Genomic DNA, 24,184 nt, shown 5'->3' on the forward strand with positions numbered 1-24,184 from the left:
CCGCGGCAAAATCAGCAAGCTGGATCAGAAAAACCCCAGGTCACACCGTCAGAATTGGAGTGGGGCGAAGTGGGGAATCAGGCCGTTACCGGACCCGGGACGCGCCGGCGCGACGGCGAACGCACACGAAAAAGGGGCAGCCGATCGGCTGCCCCTGTCACGTCAAACGTGCCGCGCTACGGCTCGAAACGACGGCGGAACCGGTCCTCCATGCGACTGGCGAACGTACCGCTGCCACCCTTGACCCGACGCTGCTGACTCCCGCCCGTCTTGGCCACCCCGTCGCCGGCCGCGGTCGCGTGGTTTCCGGTGATGGCGAACACCACGCCGCCAAACATCACCACGAAACCGACCACGCTCAAGATCAGGAATCCGGGGTTGACGGTCGAATAGAACGGAATACCGGAAACCAGCATCACCAGCCCGGTCAGGAACATTGCCATGCCCTGCACCCGCCGCCGCGTGGTGGGAGTGCGCAGCGCACCACCACGGACGCTGGACGCGAACTTGGGGTCCTCCGCGTAGAGGGCGCTCTCGATCTCGTCGAGCATGCGCTGTTCATGATCGGAGAGTGGCATCGTCCCTCCTTGCCGACGGCCGGTCACATCACTGCCCACGGCTGGCTACGGACTGTGCGGGCAACTAACACTGATAATACGAGGTCGGCCTGTGGTGTACCACAGGCTTCGTCAGCCGATTGTAGCCCCGGTCCGGCGATGCCGATCGGTAACCGCCCGACGTCCGGGAACCGAAGCTCCGATAATGGGTGCGCGCGCCCAAAACCATCGACCGGGAGAGGAACCGTTGGCGACATTGCTCATCGACCTGTCGCCGCGCGACATGGCGGACCGGCTCAGCGAGGCACTGCGGGTATACGTCAACGCGATGGGCTACCCGCCCGGCACCGAGAACCAACGAGCCTCGATGTGGCTGGATCACACCCGCCGCCGTGGCTGGCGGGCGGTGGCCGCCCTGCAAGACGGGGCTACCGGGGGCGGCGCCGAACTGCTGGGGATCGCTTATGGCTACTGCGGTGCACCCGACCAGTGGTGGCAGCAGCAGGTGGTGGCGGGTCTGCACCGCCGCGGCATCCCCCGCCCCGACATCCAGCGGCTGACGACCAGCTACTTCGAGCTGACCGAGCTGCACGTGCTGCCGCGTTCACAGGGCAGCGGCTTGGGCGAGGCACTCGCGCGGCGGCTGCTGACCGGACGGGCCGAGGCCAACGTGCTGCTCTCCACCCCGGAGATCAGCGGCGAAGGCAACCGCGCCTGGCGGCTCTACCGCCGGCTGGGCTTCGCCGACGTCATCCGCGGGCACCACTTCGCCGGCGATCCCCGGCCGTTCGCCATCCTGGGCCGAGCGCTGCCGCTGGAGCAGCCAACCGCCGCGTCGTCGGCCGACCAGCCCGCCGGTCTGGCACGATGACCTCCGTGCACGTTCGGCGCTCGCTACCGACTTTCCGGCGGTTCACCGCATACCGTCGACTGCTGGCGCTGGTGGTGCTGGTGCTGATCACCGCGCCCATGATGGTCGGGTGTGTGCGCGTCAAGGCCACCATCACCGTCTCCCCCAACGACCAGGTCTCCGGACAGATCATCGCGGCGGCCAAACCCCGCAACGACAACGACACCGGACCCAAACTCAGCGCCGACGTGCCGTTCGCGCAGAAGATCGCGATCACCAGCTACAACCGTGACGGCTACGTCGGCTCGCAGGCGGTGTTCTCCGACCTGACCTTCGCCGAACTGCCGCAGCTGGCCGAGATGAACCGCGACGCGGCCGGGGTGAACCTCGCGCTGCGCCGCGCCGGGAACCTGGTGATCCTGGAGGGCCGGGTGGACCTCACCTCGCTGAGCGACCCGACGGCCGACGTCGAGTTGAGCGTCGCGTTCCCCGGGGAGGTAACCTCGACCAACGGCGAGCGACTCGGCGACGATACGGTGCAGTGGCGACTCAAGCCGGGCGTGGTCAGCACCATGAGCGCACAGGCTCATTACACCGACCCCAGCACCCGATCGTTCGCCCGCGCCGCCATGTGGCTGGTGTTGTCGACGTTCGCCGTGGCCGGAGCGGTGGCGCTGATCGCCTGGGGCGGCCGCGACCGCTCACCGCGCTTCAGCTCCCCGCACGACGACGCCGCCTGAGCGCCGAGCCGGCTCAGCGAGCCGCCGGCGACCAGTAGTCGAGCATCTGGGCGAAGGTCGTGAACGCAGCGGCGGACACCCCGTAGGTCGCCTCGAGGTGGATGCTCAACGGAAAGCCCAGGTCGGCGACACCGTCGATGACCCGCTTGTACAGGTCGAGCATCAGCTTGCGACGCTGCTCGGGCTCGCTGTCGGCGAGGGTTCTGACGAAGGCCTGCTCGGCCGCGACCGCCGCGTTGCCGGGGTCTTGGATCAGCCAGTTGATCAGGCCGACCCGGTTCTCGAACGTCGGCACGAAACCGAAGGACAGCAAGATCTCCGGGCGCGCGTCGCTGTGCTGGGCGAACTCGGTCAAGAACGGCACGATCGCATCGGAGTACAGCAGCTGGGTCAGCCCGAAGGTGGCACCCCGGTCGCATTTGAAATCGAACCGGCCGATCTCGTCGGCGCGGGTCGGGATCAGGATGACGCCGCGGTTGGCGACATCGGCGCGGAAGGTCGCCAGCGCGTCGGTGGGCGGCACGCCGGAGCCCTCACCGTCGGCCATGGTGCGCGGCACTCCGACGAACACCACGCCCTCGATACCGGCCCCGGTCAGATCGCCGAGCCGACCACGCAGCGCCGCTTCGTCCGAGAACGCGGTCACCTGGGTGCACAGCCCGGACATGCCCGGCAGCTGCGGCCCGATGGTCTTCCAGAAGTCCAGCACGTCGAGCTTGGGCTTCATCTCCACGGGCCGGTCGTCGTCCTCGGCGATCATCGCGGGCATCAGGATGTGCCGGATGCGGCCCTCGATACCGGCCTCGGCCGCAAACCGCCGGACCTTGTCGGCGTCCTCGCAGGCTTTCTCGTGGGCCTGCTCTGGCCCACGATCCAAGTTCGGCGGGACAAGCTCGAGTGCGACGGTGTTCAAGGTCACGGGTTGCTCCTGATCGAAGGCGGTTGCCATGGGGCGGGTCCGCGGGCCGGCTTCGCCGGCTCGCTTCGCCAGAAGCAGCAGCGGCATTGCGGCCGACACGGACGCAATGCCCCGAGCCTATCGAAGCGACCGGTGCCGGCGGGCAATCGGTGTGACCCCACCCGGGCGTCGCCGCCGGTCTGAGCCTCCCCCGGGCGTGGTGGCACACTCTACGCTGAACGCACGCCGGGGGTCCCGGGCCGGCCGAGTGAGGAAGGGGCGCCGAGCTGAGCTTCAAGGCAACAGCAGCAACCGCACCCTCGGCCGTCGAACTGGCCGGTGCGGTGACCGAGCAGCTGCGCTCCTACCTGCGCACCCGCCGTACCGACACCGGCTACATGGGCGAGGACTACCAGGGGCTGATCGCCGGCCTGGAGGAGTTCGTCCTCAGCGGCGGCAAGCGACTCCGTCCGGCGTTCGCCTACTGGGGCTGGCGGGCCATCACCGGTCGGGACGCCGTCGACGACGAGCTGCTGCTGTTCTCGGCACTGGAACTACTGCACGCCTGCGCGCTGGTGCACGACGACGTGATCGATGCCTCGGCGACCCGGCGCGGCAGCCCCACCACGCACCACAAGTTCGCCGATCTGCACCGCGCCCGCGGGTGGCGGGGACCGGCCGACCAATTCGGGATCTCGGCCGCCATTCTGCTCGGCGACCTGGCACTGGTGTGGGCCGACGACATCGTCGCCGGCGCCGGCCTGCCGGCGGACGCGCAACGCCGGGTGCGGCGGGTCTGGTCGGACATTCGCACCGAGGTGTTGGGCGGGCAGTACCTCGACATCGTCGCCGAGGCCAGCGGTGACGAGTCGATCGCGGCGGCGATGACGGTCAACACCTACAAGACCGCCTCCTACACGGTGGTGCGGCCGCTGCAACTGGGGGTCGCGGCCGCCGCCGACCGGCCCGACATCCAGGCGCTGTTTCACGAGGTCGGCACCGATCTCGGGGTGGCGTTCCAGCTGCGCGACGATGTGCTGGGCGTGTTCGGCGACCCCGCCGTGACCGGCAAGCCGTCCGGGGACGACCTGCGCTCAGGCAAACGCACCGTGCTGGTGGCCGAGGCCGTCGAGTTGGCCGACAAGTCGGATGCGGCGGCCGCCGAACGGTTGCGCGCATCGCTCGGCACCGCGTTGACCGACGTGCAGGTCCGCGAATTGTGCGACCTGATCGAGGCGGTGGGCGCGCTCGCCGCCGTCGAGGACCGTATCGACAACCTGACCCGCCGGGCCGTGACGGCGCTGGCGGCCGCCCCGATCGACGAGGCCGCCAAGGCCGGACTGACCGACCTGGCCCGACTGGTCGCCGACCGGAAGGCCTGAGGAGCCCCCAGCGCCATGTCCATCCCCAGCACATCGACGGTTCCGGCGGGCCCGACCCGGCCGCTGACCCGGCTGCGCGAGTTCGCCACCAGCGAGCAGGCCGCGGCGGCGTGGCTGGGGTGCGCGGGCGCGATGCTGATCACGGTGGGCGGCCTGGGCGCCGGCAGCACCCGGATCCAGGACCCGGTGCTGGAGGCGGTGCATCTGTCCTGGCTGCGGTTCGGTCACGGGCTGGTGTTGTCGTCGGTGCTGCTGTGGACCGGTGTCGCGGTGATGCTGTTGGCCTGGTTCGGCCTGGGCCGGCGGGTGATCGACGGCGCCGCAACCGAATACACGCTGATTGCCACTACCGGGTTCTGGCTGGCGCCGCTGCTGCTGTCGGTTCCGGTGTTCAGCCGCGACACCTACTCCTATCTGGCCCAGGGCGCACTGCTGCGGGACGGTTTGGATCCCTACCAGGTGGGTCCGGTCGAGAACCCCAACCCGCTGCTCGACGATGTCAGCCCGATCTGGGCGGCGACGACGGCACCTTACGGCCCGGCGTTCATCCTGGTCGCCAAACTCGTCACGATCCTGGTGGGCAACAACGTGGTGGTCGGCACCATGGTGTTGCGGTTGTGCATGCTGCCCGGTTTGGCGCTGTTGATCTGGGCGGCACCGCAAGTCGCCCGCCGGGTCGGCGGCAGCGCCCCGGCGGCGCTGTACCTGGCGGTGCTCAACCCGCTGGTCATCATCCACCTGATGGGCGGCGTCCACAACGAGATGCTGATGGTGGGCCTGATGGTCGCCGGGATCGCGCTGACGCTGCAGGGCCGGCCGCTGGCGGGCATCAGCCTGGTGGCCCTGGCCGCCGCGGTGAAGGCCACCGCGGTGATCGCGTTGCCGTTTCTGGTGTGGGTGTGGATGCGCCGGCTACATGAACGCCGCGGCTACCCGGCGGCGAAGGCGTTCGCGGCGGCGGCGACCATCTCCGCGGCGATCGTCGTCGCCGCCTTCGCGGCGCTGTCGGCGCTGGCCGGTGTGGGCCTGGGTTGGCTGACCGCGCTGCTGGCCGGCAACGTCAAGATCATCAACTGGCTCACCGTGCCGACCGCCGCGGCCAACCTCGTCCACGCCGTCGGCGGACTGGTCGCGCCGATCAATTTCTATGCCGCACTGCACATCACCCGGATCAGCGGGATCGTGGTGATCGCGCTGGTGCTCCCGGTGCTGTGGTGGCGGTCGCGACGCGACGACCGGGCGGCGGTGACGGGGATCGCCTGGGGCATGCTGGTCGTGGTGCTGTTCGTGCCGGCGGCGCTGCCCTGGTACTACACCTGGCCGCTGGCGGCCGCGGCCACCCTGGTCCGCTCACCGACGGCGATCGCCGCGATCGCCGCGGCCTCGACCTGGATCATGGTGATCTTCAAACCCGACGGCTCGCATGGCATGTACTCCTGGCTGCACGTGATCGGCGCGACCGGTTGCGCCGTGTTCGCCTGGTATCGACTGTCGCAAACCGCGCCGGAAGTCCCGTCGCCGGCCGACTGAGCTCAGTACGCCATGGCCTGCGCCCGGCGCATCACCTCACGGGCCTGATGGGCATGCAGCGCGTCGATCGGGCGGGCGTTGGCGACCGACTCGCGCGCACCGTCGCGGGTCAACGACAGCGACGGGTCGTGGGTGAACAGCCAGCGCACGATGTCGGTCTGCTGATAGCCGCCGTCGTGGAGCACCGCCAGCAGACCCGGCAGGCTCTTCACGACGTCCCCGGCCGCGGTGAAGAACACCTGCGGCACCACCAGCACACCGCCGCGTCGCACCGCGAGCAGATGATTGTCACGCAGGTACTGGTGCACTTTGGTGACCGGCACACCGAGCATGTCGGCGACCGTTGGCAGGTCGAACATCGGTTCGTCGGGTTCCAGGATGTCTTCGGCGGCCGGGATGCTGCTCACCACACGAGTCTAGAACCGCCGGATCGGCGACCCGCCCGCATACCATGACCAGGTGACTGCAGCGTGGGGCCCAGACGCACTCGAGGGCGCCCTGCTCGACGGCCGGTATCGCGTCGGCACCCGGATCGCCACCGGCGGCACCTCCACGGTGTATCGCGGTCTCGACGAACGGCTGGACCGCCCGGTCGCGTGCAAGGTGATGGATCTGCGCTACGCCGGCGACCAGCAGTTCCTCACCCGATTTCAGCTCGAGGCGCGGGCGGTCGCCCGCCTCAAGGACCCGGCTCTGGTCGCGGTGTACGACCAGGGTTTCGGCACGCCGCACGACCCAGGCCAGCCGTTTCTGATCATGGAACTCGTCGAGGGCGGGACGCTGCGCGAACTGCTCAACGAACGCGGCCCGATGCCGCCGCATGCCGTCGTCGCGGTGCTGCGCCCGGTGCTGGGGGCGCTGGGTATCGCACACCGCGCCGGCCTGGTGCACCGCGACGTCAAGCCGGAGAACATTCTGATCTCCGACGACGGCGAGGTGAAGGTGGTCGACTTCGGGCTGGTTCGCGCCCTCGCGGCGGCCGGGATCACTTCGACCAACGTGATTCTGGGCACTGCGGCCTACCTGTCACCCGAGCAGGTCCGCGACGGCAACGCCGGGCCGGCCAGCGACGTCTACGGGGTCGGCATCCTGGCCTACGAGCTGCTGACCGGTCGCACACCGTTCGCCGGTGACTCCCCGCTGACCGTGGCCTACCAGCGGCTGGATCACGATGTTCCGCCGCCGAGCGCCGCCATCGAGGGAGTGCCCAGAGCGTTCGACGAATTGGTGGCGCGCGCCACCGCACTCGAGCCGGCTGACCGCTACGCCGACGGCCTCGAGATGGCCCAGGACGTCGCGGCGATCGCCGAACGGTTGGGGCTGCCGGCGTTTCGGGTTCCGGCCCCGCGCAACTCCGCCCAGCACAGCTCGGCGCCGCAGCAGCGCGGACGCGGGCCTGCCGCGCCGCCGCAGCGGCCGACACTGCACATGACGCGCGGCCCGCAGGATTGGACAGCCGATACCGACACCCAATACCAGGTGGTGACAGGCCAATTCGCCGGAATCGAACTGAGTCAGTTCGTGCTGCAACGTCAGCACGCGCGCCGGATGGTGGTGATCTGGCTGACCGTGGTGTTCGCCCTTACCGGACTGGTGGCCGCGGTGGCGTGGACGCTGGGCAACAACGTCGGCGCGCTGCTGTAGTCACCCGTTACCCGTTGCGCGTTACCCGTTGCGCGAGCGTGCGCAGAAACGGTGTTCACCCCGGCGTGTCGGCCGGGGACGCGCACGTTCGCGGCAAAAAAACCTAGCCGCGGAGCATCTCGGCGACCAGGAAGGCCAACTCCAGGCTCTGCTGGGTGTTGAGCCGCGGGTCGCACGCGGTCTCGTAGCGCCCGCCCAGGTCCGCATCCGAAATGTCTTGCGCGCCACCGAGACACTCGGTGACGTCCTCGCCGGTGAATTCCAGGTGGATGCCGCCGGGGTGGGTGCCCAGCGCGTGGTGCACCTCGAAGAACCCCTGTACCTCGTCGACGATCCGGTCGAAGTGCCGGGTCTTGTGACCGGTGGAGGCCTCATGGGTGTTGCCGTGCATCGGGTCGCACTGCCAGATCACCTGGTGACCGGTGGCCTGCACCTTCTCGATGATGCCCGGCAGCAGATCGCGCACCTTGGAGTTGCCCATCCGGCTGACCAGGGTGAGCCGGCCCGGCTCATTGTTGGGGTCGAGCCGTTCGACGTACTCGACGGCCAGCTCCGGGGAGGTGGTCGGCCCGAGCTTGATGCCGATCGGGTTGGCGATCACCTCGGCCAGGCCGACATGTGCGCCATCGAGCTGGCGGGTCCGCTCACCGATCCACACGTAGTGCGCTGACAGGTCATAGAGCTTCGGTTCGCCCTCAATGTCGGCCATCCGCAGCATGGCGCGCTCGTAGTCGAGCACCAGTGCCTCGTGGCTGGCGTAGATCTCGGCGGTCTGCAGTTCCCGGTCGGCGACCCCGCAGGCGTTCATGAACCGCAGGCCGCGGTCGATCTCCCCGGCCAGCGCCTCATAGCGCGCACCGGCCGGCGAGGTGCGGACGAACTCCCGGTTCCAGTCGTGCACCAGTTCCAGCGACGCCAGCCCCGACGAGGTCAGTGCCCGCACCAGGTTCATCGCCGCGCTGGCGTTGGCGTAGGCCCGCACCAACCGGGACGGGTCGTGTTCACGCACGGCGGCATCCGGGGCGAATCCGTTGACCATGTCACCGCGGTAGGACTTCAGCCCGAGTGCGTCGATGTCGGCCGAGCGGGGCTTGGCGTACTGGCCGGCGATGCGGGCCAACTTGACCACCGGGGTGGACGCCCCGTAGGTGAGCACCACCGCCATCTGCAGCAGGGTGCGGATGTTGCCCTTGATGTGCGGCTCGGTGTTGTCGGCGAAGGTCTCGGCGCAGTCGCCGCCCTGCAGCAGGAAGGCCTCCCCGCGGGCGACCTCGGCCAGCAGCCCCTTGAGCCGGACGATCTCGGACGCCACCGTGATCGGCGGGACACTCTCGAGCACCGTGCGCATCGCCTTGGCCTGGTCGGCGGGCCAACTCGGCTGCTGAACGGCCGGGCGGGACAGCGCGGCGTCAAGGCGCTCACGCAGGTCCGCGGGCAGCGGCGGCAGCGCCGGCAGCTGGTCGATCGGTACATCAACGGTCCAGTTCACCCGACCATGGTAGCCGGGGAACGACCCGCGCTGATCAGGCCTGTTCGCTCTGGGTGATCACCTGGAAGCGACGCAACTGGTCGCGGGCGTCCACCAGCGCGTCATGGCTGCCTGCCGACCGCGGTGGCAGCCGCGGCCGGCCCCGGTCCTCCCAGAGTTGACGCAACTCGTGGGTGAAGCGCGGGATCGACTGCGGCAGGTCGGGCATCGTGCCCCACAGCTGGCACAACACCACGTGGTCGTAAGCCGCCACCCAGGCCCACAACTCGATCGACTCGCCGTCGTCGACTGCGAAGAACTCCTCGAGATCGTCGCGGATCCGGCGCCGTGATCGCCACGCCGGGGATGCCGGGGAGGGCAGCTTGGGCAGCACGTGGGTGCGGACCCACGGACCGGCCCGGCCCGGGTCGAATTCGGTGGAGACCGCGTAATATTCGCGCCCGTCCTCGGCGACCACGCCGATCGAGATCAACTCGATGGTGCGGCCGTCCTCGATGAACTCGGTGTCGTAGAAATATCTCACCGCCCGCTCATCTCCCGGGACCGCCGGGGCGCTGTAGCGGATGGGCCGGTAGCGGCGTGGAAAAGGGCACCGTGGGCGCCGACGCATCGGCGACCGCGCGGTTGGGCCCAGACCGCCCGGCCGGCGCCGACCGGCCGGGCAGCCGTCCGGGGTAGGCGGGGCGGTCGGAGCCGGCGGCCCGCCTGGTGGGCGGGCGGGCGGGCGATACTTTCGGCCGCCCGATCATGATCGGTTGCGTCGGCGCCGACGCCGCGCGCACCTCGCGGTCGAGCTCGGCGTCAACGACCCGCTCGTCGGGCAGCTGCGGCCGGCCCGCGACGGCGTCCTGCAGCCACAGCTTGGCCTGGATCACCGGGCGTCGCAGCCGGCGTTCGCGCAGCAACGCGCGGCGCATCCGCTCGCGGCTGGACAGGTAGCGCCAGCGGGCCCACGGCGCGTGCGGCCGGGACAGCCGGATCGCGCCGACCACCAGCAGCGGAAAGAAGAACATCCCGATCAACCCGGTCCACACCTTGCCCTTCAACAACACCACCACGCCCAGCGGCAGCGACATCACCAGCCCGGCGAAGACCCCGGCGCGGATCAGCGGCGAGGAGGTGTCGTGCCACAGCGACAACAGAAAGGCCAGCGGGTGAAAGCCCAGCACCAGCAGGCCGGCCACCGCCGTCGCGGCGAAGACGGCATCCACCGAGGCGCGCCCGTCCTCTTCCCAGTACACGTCGGACAAGTGCAGGATCAGCGCGTACTCGTCGAGCACCAACGCCGCGCCGATGCCGAACGAGATCGCGGCGAGGCTGAATGCCGGTTCGTGCCCATGGGGGCCGGCGGCCACCAGCGTCACCCCGGCGGCCATCACCAGCAGCACCCCGAAGACCACGTGGTGGATGTGCTTCGACCCGATGTGGATGTTGCGCGGCTGCCACCATCGGGGGGCGCCGACGCGACCGGCGGTGCTGCGGATATAGCGGACGACGCAGCGGGTCACCAGAAACGTCGCCAGGAACGCGAGCAGGCAGCACAGCAGCGGCAATCTGCCGCGTCCGATGATGTCGTCGCGGAACCATTCGAGCACCTAATGCAACGTACGCCCTCACCACACTCCGCGCCGGGATCACCACCGGCATGGCCCGGGAAAACCTCACCACCCGATAGGCTGTGCTGCGACATGACTACATCGCGGCCGCCCGAGCCGGGCCGTCGGCACGGGGGCGGTTCCGTCTGGTTGATCTTCGCCCTGCTGGCGATCGGAGCCCTGGGCTACACGACGTGGCGGGCGCTCGGCAGCACGCCGTACCACATCGACGTCGACGTCTACCGGATGGCCGCGCAGGCGTGGCGGGACGGGAAACCGCTCTACGGCGACGCCTGGTTCCCCACCCAGATCGACGGCACGGTGTTGCCGTTCACCTATCCCCCGATCGCGGCCGTGTTGTTCGCCCCACTGACCTGGGTGTCGCTCGGTTCGGGCACCGCCGCGCTGACGATCGTCTCGACGCTGCTGCTGGTGGTGTCGATCACCGTCGTGCTCGCCGGGTTGGGCGTCGCAGTGGGCCGCGGCAGCGGCCCGCAGTGGTGGCGACGGGGTGTGCTGGCAGCGGCGATCGTCGCGGCGGCCATCTGGCTCGACGCCGAACCGATCTGGTCCAACTTCGATTTCGGCCAGGTCAACGCCGTGCTGATGACGCTGGTGATCGCCGACTGCGTACCGCGCCGCACCTACTGGCCGCGGGGCGCGCTGCTGGGACTGGCGGTGGCACTGAAGCTGACACCGGCGGTGTTTCTGCTGTACTTCCTGCTGCGCCGCGACGGGCGCGCCGCGGTGACCACCGTGGCATCGTTTCTGGTGGCGACCCTGGCAGGCTTCGTGCTGGCCTGGAGCGACTCCTGGCAGTACTGGACGCACACGGTCCGCAACACCGACCGCATCGGCGGGGCAACGCTCAACACCAACCAGAATCTGGCCGGCGCGCTGGCCCGGCTGCCGCTGAGCGAACATCAGCGCTCCGCCCTGTGGCTGCTGGGCAGCCTGTTGGTCCTGGCGGTGACGGTGTGGGCGGCCCGCCGACTGCTCAGCCGGGATGTCGGGGAGCCGATTCTGGCGCTGATCTGCGTGGCGCTGTTCGGACTGGTGGTGTCACCGGTGTCATGGTCGCACCACTGGGTGTGGATGCTGCCGACCGTCGTGGTGACCGCCGTGGTGGCCTACCGGCACCGCGCGATCGCGCTGGGCGTGCTCAGCGCGCTGGGTGTGGCGTTGATGATGCGCAGTCCGATCGACCTGCTGCCCGAGCATCACGAGGCGGGCGCGGCGTGGTGGCGCCAGTTGGCCGGCACATCATATGTGTGGTGGGGGCTGGCGGTGATCATCACCGCCGGCGCGACGCTGCGTCCGGACCGCCGGAGCACTCCGGATCAGCCTGCGGCGGTTTCCGGAAACCGGGCGACCGGCTGAGCCGTTGCCCCATCCTGTTGCGCGGCACCGTTTTTGAGGCTCGCCGCGTAGATGTCGACGTACTCCTGGCCGGAGAGCCCCATCAGCTCGTAGATGACCTCGTCGGTGACCGCCCGCTCGATGAAGCGGTTGTCGGCCATCCCCTCGAAGCGGGAGAAGTCCATCGGCTTGCCGAAGCGGACGGTGACCCGGCTGAACCGCAGCATCTTGGTGCCGGGCGGGTTGACGACGTTGGTTCCGATCATGGCGACCGGAATCACCGGGACGCCGGTGTGCAGCGCGAGCCGGGCCAGGCCGGTCTTACCCTTGTACAGCCTGCCGTCGGGTGACCGGGTGCCTTCGGGGTAGATGCCCAACAGCTTGCCGGCGTTCAGGATCCGCTGGGCGGTGGTCAGCGCGGCTTGTGCGGCGTCGGAGTCGCTGCGGTCGATGGGCACCTGCCCGACCGCGGTGTAGAACCAGCGGGTGAACCAGCCTTTGATCCCGGTGCCGGTGAAGTATTCGGACTTGGCCAGAAAGGTGATCCGGCGGCGCACCACCAGCGGCAGGTAGAAGCTGTCCATGACGGCGAGGTGATTACTGGCCAGGATCGCCGCACCGTGCTCGGGGATGTTCTCCAGACCCTCGACTTTCGGCCGTCCGATCAGGGCCAGCAGCGGACCCAGGAGTACGTACTTGAACAGCCAATACCACATGGCCCCTCCCTCCTGCCCGCGAACACCGGCCGTGTTCGCGCCAACTTTACCGACCAGCGGTGGCTACGGCCACACGGTGATTCGTCACAGCGGAGATTCCGGGGAATTCCTTAGCTTTCCGCGGTCAGTGCTCGATCGTGACGGGGATGTGCTCATAACCGGTCTTGGCCGACGCGCCGCCGGCTCCGCCCGGCGGCGGGCCGTCGGGCGGGCCCGGCCTGTCACCGGTCTCACCGACCACCGCTCGGATCACCTCGAACAACGCAACGCTGTGCTCGGCGACGATGCTGAGCAACGGGTGCTCCTCCCCCGTCACCAACGCCGCCAGCGCACACACCGGACACCACACCTGTTGGCACTTACCCGGCGCGTCGGCCGCCGCCAGCATCGCCGCTGCCCGCACCGCCGGGTCGAGGCGATCCAGGATCGCCTGGGCGAGTTTGCGCAACTCCGGCCCCAGCTCACCCAGATCACGGTGCGCGCCAGCGCTCAACGTCGCACCTCCTCGTCACTGCTCACCGGCCACACCTCCGGGTTCGGCCGGAAGCGCACCGTCAGTTCGCTGCCGCGCAGCGTCGCGTCCAAAACCGTGCATCGTCGCAGCACCGACGCCAATCGGACCCGGCGTCTGGTGCCGCCGGCACCGATGACCAAGTCGTCACCGGAGCGGCCCAGGCTGAGCGCACCGGAATCGACCTGGGGCAACTCTAACCGCAACCGGTACACCGCCCCCAGTCCGGAACCCGACTCCCGGTCGACCACCGGCCGCACCGGCCCCGGCGGTGCCGAACCGCCGCGTCGGCGGCTGCCCTCGAGCAGCTCGCTGAGCGCCTTGGGGCCGATCGGTTCGCCGGCCAGGTGCGGGACCAGCACCATCGCCACGTCACCGATGGCGCGGTCCAAGTCCTCCAGAACGCCGTGCTGTTCACGGATCCGCTCGGCGTACCAGTCGAACGCCGGATGAGCGGGCAGATTCGTGTAGACGTACGAATCATCCTGCAACAGAATCTGATTCACGATCAGCTCGTCGACCCGCACCCCGGTCAGCGCCAGCGTCCCCAGGGTCCGGACCGCTTCAGCGGCCACCACGCGCTCGGCGGTCAGCACCAGGTGGGCCCCGACCAGCGCCTCGTCGGTCAGCAGCGTGGCCAGCCGTTCGGCGGCGCCGCTGATCCGCTCGACCAACTCGACCAGTGCGTCCGACGTGCCATCGGGCCCGCTGAGCCTGCGGTGCCGCGGCCAGGACCGCTCGGCATACAGCGCGACCGTGGCGGGCAGTGTCAGCATCCGCATCGCATCGGCGGTGGACGCGCAGTCGACGACGACCCGCTCCCACCGACCGCTGCCGGCCAGCTCGCCGACCTCATGCAGACCGAGCACCTCCTGGACGCCGGGAAGCGCCGAAAGCTCTTCGGGGGCAACGCTACCCAGATCCGACTCCGGGAATCGCCCGGCCAGCACCCCGACAACCTCGACCCAATGCGCCTCGAGCAGTGCCAGCGTGTCCAGCGCCAGCACGTCAAGCCCGCCGGGCCCGGCGTCGTCGAGCACCACCGCCGCCGGGTCACGGCCGGCGCCGGGCACCACCGAGACGCCCAGCACGTCACCGACCGAGTGCGCCTGGTCGGTGGAGACCAGCAACACCCGGTTCCCGGCGCGCGCATCGGCGACGGCGGTCGCCGCCGCCAGCGTGGACTTACCCACGCCGCCCTTGCCTACGAACAGACTGATCGGCGCGACCGGGAGCACTGGGGGCGTTGCTGCCTCAGACGGCGTCACTCAACCTCGGCTCGCTTCTTCAGGTCCTTCAGCGCGGTGTCGGTCAGTCGCCGCTCCGCCTTGCGCTTGAGCAGTCCGATCATCGGGATCAGCAGATCGACCGACAGCTCGTAGACGACTTCCGTGCCGGACCCCTTGGGCGCCAAGCGGTATTCGCCGTCAAGTGCCTTCAACAACGAACTGGACACCAATGACCAGCGCACGCTGCGACGGTCTTGCGGCCAGTCGTAGGCCAGCACCATGGTGTCCTTGAGCACCGCGGCATCGAGCACCAGCCGGGCCTGCTTCGGGTATCCGTCGGAGTCGGTTTCGAGCACCTCGGCCTCGGTGTACTCCGACACCCATTCGGGGTAGGCGCCGATGTCGGCGATCACCTTCATCACCGTGTCCGGATCCGCCTCGATGAAGATGGTCTGAGCTGTCTTGTCCGCCACGTGGTTACTTCCCTAACTCATTCGCCTGCCACCAGCCCTCGGCAGAGACGCTACCTCGCCGCGCCCGGCGCCCGCCCCTTCAGCCCGGCTCAGCTCACAGCGGCCGGGGCGACACCCACGGGTCGGGCCTGCTCGAGGCGGGCCTTCACCTCGAAGGCCATCCGTTTGCCCGCCACCCGGCGGCGGTGGTTGAGCTTCGCCAAGTTCATCTTGGCCAGCTGGCGGCCGGTCACCCCGCTGGGTTCGGCGTGCAGGAAATAGTGCAGCAGCACCCCGTCGAGCATCGGATCCAGCCAGATCTCCATGGTTCCGGTCAGCGGCCCGCCCACCGTCCATCGGACACCCTTCTCGGCGCGATCTTCGACCAGCTGCAGCTGCAGGTCCGGCCACCACCGCCGCCAGCTCGACCGGTCGCCGACGAGGGCCCCCACCTGTGCGCCGGATGCGGCGATGAAGGTCTCATCGGCAACCTGGATACTGTTCATCGCCCCAGCTTCACATATGACGTCCCCGGGGCGGAACGCCGCCGGTGCACACCGCCGGGCTTCTCCCCGCCCGACAGTGAACACCGTCACATCTGCCGGGGCGCGCCTATTAGGCTGGTCGGACACACACCCGGGCTGCCAGAGAGGTCATTCGAATGCGTGAGTTCAGTGTTCCGGCGCCGTTCACCGTCGAGGAGCACGACAACGTCGCCGCGATCGTCTTCGAACACGAGCGCGACAATCCCGACCACGTCATCTACCAGCGTCTCGTGGACGGCGCGTGGACCGACGTCAGCTGCGCCGCCGCCGCCGCGCACATCCGTTCGGCCGCACTGGGTCTGATCGCGCAGGGGGTGGCCGCCGGCGACCGGGTGGTGATCTTCTCGGCGACCCGCTACGAGTGGGCGATCCTGGACTTCGCGATCCTGTCCATCGGCGCGGTGACCGTCCCGATCTATGAGACGTCCTCGGCGGAGCAGGTGCGTTGGGTGATGGAGGACTCCAGCGCGGTGCTGGCGTTCGCCGAGACCGACGCCCACGCCCAGCTGGTCAACGAACTCGCCGGTGAACTGCCCTCGCTGCGGCGGGTGCTGACCATCGACGGGTCGGGCGCCAAGGCCTTCGATGAACTCGCCGAGGCCGGCGCGGGCCAGGACCCGGCGCAGCTCACCGCGCGCGGGGACGCCCTGAAGGCCACCGACCCGGCGACGCTGATCTACACCTCGGGCACCACGGGCCGCCCCAAGGGCTGCCAGCTCACCCACTCCAACCTGCTCCACGAGGTGCGCGGCACCAAAGCGGCGCTGCCGACCCTGCTGGGTCCCGACCAGCGCCTGCTGATCTTCCTGCCGTTGGCTCACGTGCTGGCCCGCGCCCTGACCCTGGCGGCATTCACCAATCGGGTCACGGTCGGATTCACCAGCGACATCAAGAATCTGGTGCCGATGTTCGCGGTCTTCAAGCCGACCGTGGTGGTGTCGGTGCCGCGGGTGTTCGAGAAGGTTTACAACACGGCCGCGCAGAACGCCGCCAATGACGGCAAGGGCCGAATTTTCGAGATGGCCGCCCAGACCGCGGTGGACTGGAGCGAAGCCCTCGACCGGGGCGGCCCCGGTCCGCTGTTGCGGCTCAAGCACGCGGTGTTCGACAAGCTGGTCTACCACAAGCTGCGCGCGGCGCTGGGTGGCGACTGCCGGGCGTCGGTGTCCGGTGGTGCGCCGCTGGGCGAACGGCTCGGCCACTTCTACCGCGGCGTCGGCCTGTCCATCTACGAGGGCTACGGGCTGACCGAGACGACCGCCGCGGTGACCGTCAACCCGGTCGGCGGCATGAAGGTCGGGACCGTCGGAAAACTGGTGCCGGGCAACAGCATGCGCATCGCCGAGGACGGTGAGTTGCTGGTCCGCGGCGGGGTGGTGTTCAGCGGCTACTGGCGCAACGAGCAGGCCACCGCCGAGGCGTTCACCGACGGCTGGTTCAAGACCGGCGACCTGGCCGACATCGACGCCGACGGCTACCTGAAGATCACCGGCCGCAAGAAGGAGATCATCGTCACCGCCGGCGGCAAAAACGTCGCACCCGCGGTGCTCGAGGACCAGCTGCGCGCGCACCCGCTGATCAGCCAGGCGATGGTCGTCGGCGACGCCCAGCCGTTCATCGGGGCGCTGATCACCATCGACCCGGAAGCCCTGGAAGGCTGGAAGCAGCGCAACAGCAAGGCCGACATCGCCACCGCCGCGGACCTGGCCACCGACCCGGACCTGCTGGCCGAGGTGGACGCGGCGGTCAAACAGGCCAACCTGGCGGTCTCACACGCCGAGTCGATCCGCAAGTTCCGGATCCTGCCGGTCGACTTCACCGAGGCCACCGGTGAGCTGACCCCGACGATGAAGGTCAAGCGCAAGGTGGTCGCCGAGAAGTTCGCCGACGCCATCGAGGCGATCTACACCAAGGACTGACCGGCGGTCCCGGCGCCCAGTGAGCGGTTTGGTCGGCTTTTCGTGGAAAAACGCGACCACATCGCACCATCGGCGTCCTCACGCCTGCAGCAGGTCGGCCATGCGTCCGGCCAGGGTTTCCCAGCGCCAGTCACTCATCACCCACTCCCGCCCCGCGGCGCCCATCGCGGCGGCGCGGTCGGGGTCGGCCAGCAATCCGCTGACGGCATCACCGATCTGCTCCACGGACCGGCCGTCGACCACCCGCCCGGTCCGGTTGTCCAGCACGGTCTCCGGTGCGCCGCCCGAGTCACCTGCGACCACCGGCACCCCCGCCGCCGACGCCTCCAGGAACACGATGCCCAGCCCCTCGACGTCGAGCCCGGCGCCACGCGTGCGGCATGGCATCGCGAAGACGTCGCCGAGCAGGTAGTAGGCGGGCAGCTCGGCGGCCGGCACGCCACCGGTGAACGTCACCGCATCGGCGACCCCACACTCGACGGCCAGCCGCCGCAGTGTGTCGGCATACGGGCCGCCGCCGACGATCACCAGCGCGGCGCCGTCGACCCGGCGCCGGATCGCCGGTAACGCGCGGATCAGCATGTCCTGGCCCTTGCGCGGCACCAGCCGCGACACGCACACCACGGTGGGCCGACCGCCCAGCCCGTGGCGGGCCCGCAGTTCGGCGCGGGCGCCGGCGTCGGGGCGGAAGCGGTCGGTGTCCACCCCGGGCGGCAGGTGCTCCAGCGCGGCGTGGGGACCGAACGCCGATGCGAACCGGCCGCGGGTGTAGTGGCTGACGAAGGTGACGGTGTCGCAGGACTCGCCGATCCGGCGCAGCACCGAACTCGCCACCGGCAGCATCGACCAGCCGACCTCGTGGCCGTGGGTGCTGGCCACCACCCGGCCGGCACCGGCGGCGCGCGCCCGCTGCGCCAGCAGCGCCAGCGGCGCGGCCGCGCCGAACCACACCGTGTCGACGGCCTGTTCGGCGACCAGGCGGCGCATCCGGGTATCGACGGCGCGACCCGGCAACATCAGCGTGCCCGGGTGGCGGACCACCTGGTAGCCGGTGGATTCCGCCGCCTCGTCGAAGGCGTCGGCGCCCTTCCACTGCGGCGCGTACACCGTCACGTCGTGGCGGCCTGAACCGGCAATACGGCGCACCAGCTCTTCCAGATAGCTCTGAATGCCGCCGGGGCGCGGCGGAAAATCGTTGGTAACCAGCAGCACCCGGCTCACTGCAGGGATGCTAGCCGGATGACGATGCGGGCCGCCCGCGGCCCGGCGAGGAATCGGGCGATCAGGCTCAGCCGCGCCACTGCTGCCATTCCGCGAGCAGGTCCGGTAGATCCACGCCCAGCACCAGCGGCACGGCGACGGCGGGCTCGACGTGCCCGGGACCACAGGCCGACAGGTAGAGCTCGCGCAGCTTGGCCGGTCCGAACCGGGCGGCGACGAACCGGGCGAAGTGCCACGCCCGGTCGTAGGCCTGGCTCCGCCGCGGCCCCGGTACCACCAGGTCGGCGTCCGACGGCAGGTCGGCCGTGGCCAACGGCGCCGGGGGCGCGCCGGCCGGATCCCGGGCGGGACGGGCCACGAAATCGGCGACGCCCTCGACCAGCCAGCGCGGTGCGTCGAGAGCGGTGTCGGCGCGGGCCGCGTAGTGGAAAAGCTCGTGGCTCAACACGATTCGCAGCGCCGGAGTGCTCATCGCGGCCGCGCCGGGGGCGAAGACGATCCGCTGACCGGCGGCCACCCGGCGTTCGGGATCCACCCGGTCGGCCACCGCGACCGCCGCGACGTCGGACCACTGCGTGACATCACCGGCTGTGCCGCCGGCCAGCGTGGCGAATTGCCGATCCGAGCCGGTGGCCGTCAGTTGGATGTGGTGCGACCAGTCGGTCCCCCAGAACGCTTCGACCGCCTCGACGGCGGATCCGATGTCGGCGGCCGCCCGGGACAGCAACGCCTCACCGGGCGGGCCACCGAGATTCTCCAGGACGACGCTGCGGTGATCCCCGACGATCAGCGGCGCATCCGCCGGTGGCGGTGCCGGGACGGCCAGCATCGTGGCGCCGCCGATCAGCTCGGCCGCCAGCAGCGCGGCCAGCAGGCGGCGGAGTCCGCGGCGCTCAGTAACGGCGCGCGTTGTGGATCGGGCCGGATGAGGTCATCGGCACCACCCGGACCGGCTGACCGTAGGTGGACGAGTGGATCATCATGCCGTCGCCGACGTAGATGCCGGAGTGGGAGGCATCCGAGTAGAAGGTCAGCACGTCGCCCGGCTGCAGATCCGACAGCGCCACCGGCTGTCCGCCGCTGGCCTGCGCCTGACTGGAGTGCGGCAGGTTGATCCCGGCCTGGTTGAACGCCCACATCACCAGCCCCGAGCAGTCGAACCCACCCGGTGCGGCCCCGCCCCAGACGTACGGGGTGCCGACCTGGGTCAACGCGGCTTGGACGGCGGTCGCGGCACCGCCGCTTCCACCGCCGGGCGCGCCCATCTCCATCGGGGGTGGCGCATCGGAGCCGGGGATCGGGAACCCGGGGATTCCGAATCCGGGAGCCGGGGGCTGTCCGTCGGGGCCGGGCTCGCCCGGTGCGGCTTCCGGGACCGGCCCGGGCTCGGCCATCGCGGTGCGCTGCTGCGGCGTGAGCGCGTAGTACTGCGATTTGACCACCGAGATCTGCAGCTGCAGCCGGCTCTGCTTGGCCTGTAGTTCGGCGCGCACCGCGGCGGCCTGCTCGGCTGCGGTTCGGGCCTCCTCGGCCGACTTGGCGGACGCCTGCTCGGCCTGGTCGGCCTGCTCGTTGGCGGCCCGGAACCGCTCCAGCTGCACCGACAGGTCGCTGGCAACCACCCGCTGCACGGCGAGCTTGTCGATCAGCTGCTGCGGTGACTCGGCGGTCAGGATGGCGTCCATGCCCCCGACCCGGCCACCCATGTAGGTGGTGGCGGCGAACCTGTTGACCGCCGAACGGTAGCTGGACAGTTGTTCCTTGGCGGCGGCGAGCGCGGCCTGGTCGTCGGAGTGTGCCCGGTCCGCGGCCTGCTGTTCGGCCAGTTTCCGGTCGAGGTTGAGCTGTGCGGTGTGCATCGCCTCGGTGGTCTGCTCGGCCTGGCGGGACAACTCGCTGAGTTTCGCCAGCGCGTCGTCGGCCGGATCGGCATACACGCTGCCGGCCCAGGTGCCGGTCAGAGTCGTAGCGCCGACCACCAGGGCCGTTGCGACACCGAGAGCAGGACGCCTAAAAGCACGCAGATTCCACCGCATACGTTCGAGCTTCAAGATTGCATCCTTAACACTGCCCAGGGAGGTACGTGGCCGTGCCGCCGCCGAAAGTACGTAAGGTCTCGAACAGGTTACGAAATGGCAACGGCGTTGTCCATCGCGAGCTGCCACTTTAACACCCGGCTTCGGCTGAGGCCCGAAGCGGTGGGCCCCTGGGGTCAGGCCACGCCGGAGCGGCGCGCCGGGCTGCCGTCCCGGCGAATCGGGACCAGGCGCAACCGCGGCGCCATCCCGGCCTCGGCGAGCACGTCCAGGGCCGCCCGCTCGTCCTCCAGCAGCTCGGTGGGCACTCCCAGCAGCACGCTGACCACGCAATCCCGGCAGGCGGGTCCCCGTACCGCGCAGTGGTCACAGTCGATCACCACCGGCTCCGGGTCGACGCGCGGTGCATCAGTGCGCTCCGAGTGGCCCGTACGCTCTGAGTAGCCCGAGTGGCCCGTGCGCTCCGAGTGGCCCGAGTGGCCCGAGATCTGTCCCATTGGTGATTCCTCTCGATCGGTTGCCGGCACGCTAACCGTGCCCACCGACAGCTGTCGGTGCGTCGGCCTAGGTTCGGGCCATGACGTCGCGCGCTGACGCCGGGCAGCTGAGTTTTGTGCAACTCCAGGCCCAGCTCGAAGCCACACCGGCCGCCAAGGCACTGCGGGAGACCACCTTCGTGGTGGTGGACCTGGAGACCACCGGCGCGCGCGCCTCCCCCGGCGTCGACGGCGCCGTCGACGCCATCACCGAGATCGGCGCGGTCAAGGTGCGCGGCGGCGTCGTCGAGGGGGAGTTCGCCACCTTGATCAATCCGCAGCGCGGCATCCCGCCGCAGATCGTCCGGTTGACCGGGATCACCACCGCGATGGTGCACGACGCGCCCACGATCGATGCCGTCCTGCCGATGTTTCTGGAGTTCGCCGGGCTCGGCTCGGCCCGCAAGGGCGGCGATGACACCGTGCTGGTCGCCCACAACGCCGGGTTCGACGTCGGGTTCCTGACCGCCGCCGCGCAACGCTGCGGGCTGGGCTGGCCGCGGCCGCCGGTGCTGTGCACGGTCCGGCTGGCACGCCGGGTGCTCAGTCGTGAGGAGGCGCCCAGCGTGCGACTGGCCGAGTTGGCCCGGCTGTTCGCGGTCAGCACCACACCCACCCACCGGGCACTCGATGATGCCCGCGCGACCGTCGACGTCCTGCACGCCCTCATCGAGCGGGTCGGCAACCAGCGGGTGCACACCTTCGCCGACCTGCGCGCCTATCTGTCGCACGCCACCCCGGCCCAGCGCCGCAAACGCACCCTGGCCGAGGCGCTTCCGCACCGGCCGGGTGTCTACCTGTTCCGCGGGCCGTCCGACGAAGTGCTCTACATCGGCACCGCCACCGACCTGCGCCGCCGGGCCGGTGGGTACTTCAACGGATCCGATCGGCGCAGTCGCATCACCGAGATGGTGGCCCTGGCGACGCGGATCGACCACGTCGAATGCGCGCACCCACTGGAGGCCGGGGTGCACGAGCTGCGCCTGCTGGCCGCACACGCCCCGCCGTACAACCGGCGGTCGAAGTTTCCGCGGCGGTGGTGGTGGATCACGCTGTCGCAGGAGGCCTTCCCACGGCTGTCGGTGGTGCGCGCACCCCGGCACGACCGGGTGATCGGCCCCTTCCGTTCCCGCGCCGACGCCGCCGCGACCGCCGCGCTGCTGGCACGCTTCACCGGAATCCGAACCTGCACAACGCGGTTGAGCCGTACTGGCCGGCACACCTGCCCGCCGGCCGAAGTCAGCCCGTGCCCCGCCGCGCCCGACATCACCGCCGCGCAGTACGCCGCAACCGTCCAGCGGGCCGCCGCGTTGATCGACGGCACCGACAACAGCGCGTTACGCTCCGCGGTGCACCAGGTGACCGCGCTGGCCGCTCGGGGCCACTACGAGAGCGCCGCACGACTGCGCGACCTTGCGGCGACCACCATTGAGATCCTGTGGCGAAGCCAGCGCGCCCGCGCGCTGGCCGCGCTGCCGGAGTTGGTGGCCGCCGCCCCGGACGGCACCGGCGGGTGGCGGCTCGCGGTGATCCGTCATGGCCGGCTGGCCGCCGCCGGCAACGCGCCGCGCGGCGTGCCGCCGATGCCGGTCGTCGACGCGATCACGCTGGGCGCCCAGGCGGTGAGGCCCGAGCCCGCCCCGGCCGGCGGGGCACTGGTCGAGGAGACCGCGCTCATCGCCCGCTGGCTGGCGGCTCCCGGAGTGCGCATCGTGCGGGTCGAGGGCACCGCCGAAGGCGGCGGCTGGGCAGAGCCGCTGGCCTCGGCCGGGGCGTGGATGGCGTGGGCGGCCCAGGCCCGCTCGGCCCGACTGGCCTCAGAGCTGAGTGCCGAAGCGGACCCAACGAGCGAGCAGTTGTTCGGCCGCACCGCTGTCTATCGCCGCGACAGCGCGCTGCAGCCCGTCCTCCCAGGCCGGCAGCCATTCAGCGCTGCTGGATAGGCCGGCATACGCCACGATCGCACCGGCGGCATTGAGCACCACGGCGTCGCGTACCGGACCCGGCGCCCCGGCCAGCACCGACCGGGCCTCCTCGGCGTTGGCCTGCGCGTCGCCGCCGAGCAGCTCGTGCACCTCGGCGCGGGCGAACCCGAACCCGGCCGGGTCGAAGGTCAGCCGGTCGATCGTCCCGGCCTGCACCCGCCAGATGGTGCTGGTCGTGGTCGTGGTCAGTTCGTCGAGGCCGTCGTCGCCGTGCACCACCAGCACGCTGGCCCGCCGGGCGGCGAACACCCCGGCCATCACCTCGGCCAGATCACCGAACGCGCAGCCGATCAGGCCGGCCCGCGGCCTGGCCGGGTTGGTCAGCGGGCCCAGCAGGTTGAACACCGTCGGCACGCCGATCTCGCGCCGCGCCAGCGATGCGTTGCGGTAGGACGGCTGGAACTGCGGCGCGAAGCAGAACCCGATGCCGACCTCGGCGACGCTGCGCGCGACGGCGTCGGGGCCCAGATCGATGCGCACCCCCAGCGCCTCGAGCGTGTCGGCGCCGCCGGACAGCGAGCTGGCCGACCGGTTGCCGTGTTTGACCACCGGCACCCCGGCGGCGGCCACCACGATCGCGGCCATCGTGGACAGGTTCACGGTGTTGGCGCCGTCCCCGCCGGTGCCCACCACGTCGACGGTCTCGGTGCCGATCTCCTCGGTGGGAACCTTGCGACCGTGCGCCAACATGACGTCGGCCAGCTCCCCGACCTCGGCAGCGTTGGGGCCCTTCATCTGCATCGCCACACCGAAGGCCGCGATCTGGGCCGACGTGGCGGCACCGGCCATGATCTGCTCCATCGCCCAGGCCGCCTGGCCCCGGGGGAGGTCCGCGCCGGACGTGAGGCACCCCAGCACCTGCCGCCACTGTGCTATCTGCGCTATCGGCTGCGCCTCACCACCGGGCTCGACCACGCGCAGATCGTCGCACGCGGCCCACCGGCCACCAAAGCCGCCCGGAAATACCGCAGGTGACGGCCTACACCACAC

Annotated in this window: 21 protein-coding genes and 3 pseudogenes; 8 read left to right on the forward strand and 16 right to left on the reverse strand. The window is 70.2% G+C overall.

Annotated features, from left to right (window positions below):
• Window positions 1-176: 176 nt before the first annotated feature.
• The gene (locus tag BST10_RS13105; RefSeq protein ID WP_083038201.1) at window positions 177-578 is read right to left on the reverse strand and encodes a DUF3040 domain-containing protein; all 402 of its coding nucleotides are present in this window, start codon (window positions 576-578) and stop codon (window positions 177-179) included.
• A gap of 226 nt (window positions 579-804) precedes the next feature.
• Between BST10_RS13105 and BST10_RS13110 the strand changes: the two genes are divergently transcribed.
• Both BST10_RS13110 and BST10_RS13115 read left to right on the forward strand, forming a co-directional pair.
• The gene (locus BST10_RS13110; protein ID WP_083038203.1) at window positions 805-1,428 is read left to right on the forward strand and encodes a GNAT family N-acetyltransferase; all 624 of its coding nucleotides are present in this window, start codon (window positions 805-807) and stop codon (window positions 1,426-1,428) included.
• 98 nt (window positions 1,429-1,526) lie between these two features.
• A complete protein-coding gene (locus BST10_RS13115) occupies window positions 1,527-2,147 on the forward strand; it encodes an LppM family (lipo)protein (protein ID WP_409371393.1) in 621 nt (206 codons plus the stop codon).
• Between the two features lie 13 nt (window positions 2,148-2,160).
• Here the strand turns inward: BST10_RS13115 and BST10_RS13120 are convergent, their stop codons facing one another.
• Complete coding sequence (locus tag BST10_RS13120; RefSeq protein ID WP_083038240.1) at window positions 2,161-3,066, reverse strand: mycobacterial-type methylenetetrahydrofolate reductase; 906 nt, start codon at window positions 3,064-3,066, stop codon at window positions 2,161-2,163.
• Window positions 3,067-3,389: 323 nt separating this feature from the next.
• Here BST10_RS13120 and idsA2 point away from each other — a divergent pair, with 323 nt between their 5' ends.
• Together idsA2 and BST10_RS13130 are read left to right on the forward strand one after the other, a co-directional pair.
• Entirely contained in the window at window positions 3,390-4,427 is a 1,038-nt protein-coding gene (gene idsA2, locus BST10_RS13125) for a bifunctional (2E,6E)-farnesyl/geranyl diphosphate synthase (protein WP_308214907.1), read from the forward strand.
• Window positions 4,428-4,442: 15 nt separating this feature from the next.
• Window positions 4,443-5,970, forward strand: a pseudogene (locus BST10_RS13130) (alpha-(1->6)-mannopyranosyltransferase A); the annotation flags it as partial.
• Here the strand turns inward: BST10_RS13130 and BST10_RS13135 are convergent.
• Window positions 5,960-6,364, reverse strand: a complete 405-nt coding sequence (locus BST10_RS13135) for an Rv2175c family DNA-binding protein (RefSeq protein ID WP_083038242.1) — start codon at window positions 6,362-6,364, stop codon at window positions 5,960-5,962. The pseudogene BST10_RS13130 and the gene BST10_RS13135 sit on opposite strands and share 11 nt — an antisense overlap.
• Window positions 6,365-6,416: 52 nt before the next feature.
• On the opposite strand from BST10_RS13135, the gene BST10_RS13140 reads away from it, so the two are divergent.
• On the forward strand, window positions 6,417-7,601 hold the full coding sequence (locus BST10_RS13140; protein ID WP_083038209.1) for a protein kinase domain-containing protein: 1,185 nt from the start codon (window positions 6,417-6,419) through the stop codon (window positions 7,599-7,601).
• A gap of 103 nt (window positions 7,602-7,704) precedes the next feature.
• Here the strand turns inward: BST10_RS13140 and BST10_RS13145 are convergent, their stop codons facing one another.
• The 3 genes and pseudogenes from BST10_RS13145 to BST10_RS13155 all read right to left on the reverse strand — a co-directional run.
• Window positions 7,705-9,090 carry a class II 3-deoxy-7-phosphoheptulonate synthase gene (locus BST10_RS13145; protein ID WP_013828661.1) on the reverse strand — a complete coding sequence of 462 codons (1,386 nt, stop codon included), beginning with the start codon at window positions 9,088-9,090 and terminating at the stop codon, window positions 7,705-7,707.
• A 34-nt stretch (window positions 9,091-9,124) separates the two neighbouring features.
• The gene (locus tag BST10_RS13150) at window positions 9,125-9,613 is read right to left on the reverse strand and encodes a polyadenylate-specific 3'-exoribonuclease AS (RefSeq protein WP_083038210.1); all 489 of its coding nucleotides are present in this window, start codon (window positions 9,611-9,613) and stop codon (window positions 9,125-9,127) included.
• A gap of 220 nt (window positions 9,614-9,833) precedes the next feature.
• A pseudogene (locus BST10_RS13155) lies at window positions 9,834-10,685 on the reverse strand (hypothetical protein); the annotation flags it as partial.
• A 93-nt stretch (window positions 10,686-10,778) separates the two neighbouring features.
• On the opposite strand from BST10_RS13155, the gene BST10_RS13160 reads away from it, so the two are divergent.
• The gene (locus BST10_RS13160) at window positions 10,779-12,065 is read left to right on the forward strand and encodes a glycosyltransferase 87 family protein (RefSeq protein ID WP_083038214.1); all 1,287 of its coding nucleotides are present in this window, start codon (window positions 10,779-10,781) and stop codon (window positions 12,063-12,065) included.
• Here the strand turns inward: BST10_RS13160 and BST10_RS13165 are convergent.
• From BST10_RS13165 to BST10_RS13185, 5 genes are all read right to left on the reverse strand, one after another.
• The gene (locus BST10_RS13165; protein ID WP_083038215.1) at window positions 12,026-12,760 is read right to left on the reverse strand and encodes a lysophospholipid acyltransferase family protein; all 735 of its coding nucleotides are present in this window, start codon (window positions 12,758-12,760) and stop codon (window positions 12,026-12,028) included. The two genes, BST10_RS13160 and BST10_RS13165, sit on opposite strands and share 40 nt — an antisense overlap.
• A 124-nt stretch (window positions 12,761-12,884) precedes the next feature.
• On the reverse strand, window positions 12,885-13,253 hold the full coding sequence (locus BST10_RS13170) for a hypothetical protein (RefSeq protein WP_013828656.1): 369 nt from the start codon (window positions 13,251-13,253) through the stop codon (window positions 12,885-12,887).
• Entirely contained in the window at window positions 13,250-14,539 is a 1,290-nt protein-coding gene (locus BST10_RS13175) for an ArsA family ATPase (protein ID WP_205277384.1), read from the reverse strand. Before BST10_RS13175 ends, BST10_RS13170 begins: the two co-directional genes overlap by 4 nt.
• The gene (locus BST10_RS13180) at window positions 14,536-14,973 is read right to left on the reverse strand and encodes an SRPBCC family protein (RefSeq protein ID WP_083038217.1); all 438 of its coding nucleotides are present in this window, start codon (window positions 14,971-14,973) and stop codon (window positions 14,536-14,538) included. Before BST10_RS13180 ends, BST10_RS13175 begins: the two co-directional genes overlap by 4 nt.
• A gap of 89 nt (window positions 14,974-15,062) precedes the next feature.
• Window positions 15,063-15,458 carry a hypothetical protein gene (locus BST10_RS13185; protein WP_013828653.1) on the reverse strand — a complete coding sequence of 132 codons (396 nt, stop codon included), beginning with the start codon at window positions 15,456-15,458 and terminating at the stop codon, window positions 15,063-15,065.
• A gap of 155 nt (window positions 15,459-15,613) precedes the next feature.
• Here BST10_RS13185 and BST10_RS13190 point away from each other — a divergent pair, with 155 nt between their 5' ends.
• On the forward strand, window positions 15,614-17,416 hold the full coding sequence (locus BST10_RS13190; protein WP_083038218.1) for an AMP-dependent synthetase/ligase: 1,803 nt from the start codon (window positions 15,614-15,616) through the stop codon (window positions 17,414-17,416).
• A gap of 78 nt (window positions 17,417-17,494) precedes the next feature.
• On the opposite strand, the gene BST10_RS13195 is transcribed toward BST10_RS13190, so the two are convergent.
• The 4 genes from BST10_RS13195 to BST10_RS24350 all read right to left on the reverse strand — a co-directional run bounded on the left by BST10_RS13195 (window position 17,495) and on the right by BST10_RS24350 (window position 21,170).
• Complete coding sequence (locus BST10_RS13195; protein ID WP_083038219.1) at window positions 17,495-18,637, reverse strand: glycosyltransferase family 4 protein; 1,143 nt, start codon at window positions 18,635-18,637, stop codon at window positions 17,495-17,497.
• A 67-nt stretch (window positions 18,638-18,704) separates the two neighbouring features.
• Window positions 18,705-19,466 (reverse strand): hypothetical protein, encoded by a 762-nt coding sequence (locus tag BST10_RS13200; RefSeq protein ID WP_083038220.1) that lies wholly within the window; start codon window positions 19,464-19,466, stop codon window positions 18,705-18,707.
• A 64-nt stretch (window positions 19,467-19,530) separates the two neighbouring features.
• A complete protein-coding gene (ripC, locus tag BST10_RS13205) occupies window positions 19,531-20,688 on the reverse strand; it encodes a peptidoglycan hydrolase RipC (protein ID WP_083038222.1) in 1,158 nt (385 codons plus the stop codon).
• Window positions 20,689-20,849: 161 nt separating this feature from the next.
• Window positions 20,850-21,170 (reverse strand): hypothetical protein, encoded by a 321-nt coding sequence (locus BST10_RS24350; RefSeq protein WP_235673585.1) that lies wholly within the window; start codon window positions 21,168-21,170, stop codon window positions 20,850-20,852.
• Between the two features lie 80 nt (window positions 21,171-21,250).
• On the opposite strand from BST10_RS24350, the pseudogene BST10_RS13215 reads away from it, so the two are divergent.
• Window positions 21,251-23,089, forward strand: a pseudogene (locus BST10_RS13215) (DEDD exonuclease domain-containing protein); the annotation flags it as partial.
• Here the strand turns inward: BST10_RS13215 and trpD are convergent.
• Entirely contained in the window at window positions 23,027-24,109 is a 1,083-nt protein-coding gene (gene trpD, locus BST10_RS23835; RefSeq protein ID WP_162097227.1) for an anthranilate phosphoribosyltransferase, read from the reverse strand. The pseudogene BST10_RS13215 and the gene trpD overlap by 63 nt on opposite strands.
• Window positions 24,110-24,184: the final 75 nt, after the last annotated feature.

Source organism: Mycolicibacter algericus DSM 45454 (genome assembly GCF_002086455.1).
Lineage (GTDB): Bacteria > Actinomycetota > Actinomycetes > Mycobacteriales > Mycobacteriaceae > Mycobacterium > Mycobacterium algericum.